At 75.7% G+C, this 1,046-nt stretch carries 1 protein-coding gene; it reads right to left on the minus strand.

Features of this window, described 5'->3' with window-relative positions:
- Nucleotides 1-239: 239 nt before the first annotated feature.
- The coding region (locus tag KUM32_RS37920) for a sensor histidine kinase (RefSeq protein WP_217146369.1) at nt 240-1,046 on the minus strand (807 nt) is incomplete at its 5' end.

A 1,046-nucleotide genomic window follows, 5' to 3' on the forward strand; every position in this document is an offset into this window, starting at 1 on the left:
GTGCAGATGTCCCGGGTCTGAGCCCCGCGCCCGCCGGACGGCGGTCGCGGTGGCAACGGCGGTGGCGCTGGGCGGACATCGGGCCTGGCCGCGTGCGGGGAGGCCGGGCCCGGTGGCGTACGGGGGAGGGCCGCGCCCGGCGGTGGCGTGCCGGTGGCCAGCCGGATTCGTGGTCAGCGTCAGAGTCAGTCAGCGTCAGAGTCAGTCAGCGTCAGCCGGGGGCCGTGGCCGAGTGGGAGTCAGTCGGGGTCGGGGTCGGTCAGGGGGAGTTCGGCGGTGAGGCGGAAGCCGCCGTCGGGTGTGGGTTCCGCGCGCAGCGTGCCGCCGACGCGCACCAGCGTCTCGGCCAGCGCGTTGATGCCCTGACCGGTGCCCGGCAGCGACTGTCGTGGCCCGGGCGGTGGGGCGTTGACGACGCTGGCCCGCAGCGTGTCGCCGGCGCGGGTGACGCGCAGGTGGGTGGCGGCGCCGCGGGCGTGCCGGGCCGCGTTGTTCAGGCCCTCGCGCAGCACCCGGGAGCACAGTCGTTGCGCCTGCTCGGGGGCGGCGTGGGCCGCCGCCGACACCTCGGCCTCCAGCGGCATGCCGTGCGCGCGGTAGGTGCGCAGGAGCGGTTCCAGCTCGTTCAGCAGGGGCTCGCTCGGGCGGGCCACGGAGGCCGGGCGGCGCAGCATCTCCAGGGCGACCCGGAGTTCCTCCATGGCCTCGCCGGCGGCGTCCGAGATGGCCCAGCACTTGTTCCGGGTGCGCTCGTCCGTGCCGGGCTGCACCTCGATGGAGGCGGCCTGGATCGACATCAGGCTGATCCGGTGGCCCACGCCGTCGTGGACGAGGGCGCTGATGCGGTTGCGCTCGTCGAGCTCGCGGGCCCGCAGTTCGCTCTCCCACTGGGCCCGCCGGGAGCGCTCGGCGGTCTGTTGGGCCCCCACGGCGAGGCCGAGCAGGGCGGGGAAGAGGAGTTCGCCGAGTTCGTTCAGGACCGGCCGCTCCTCGAAGAGGGCCGCGCCGTCGAAGGCGCGGCTGGTGGTCCACGCGGCGATGGGCAC

It is taken from the genome of Streptomyces sp. AC627_RSS907 (assembly GCF_019049165.1).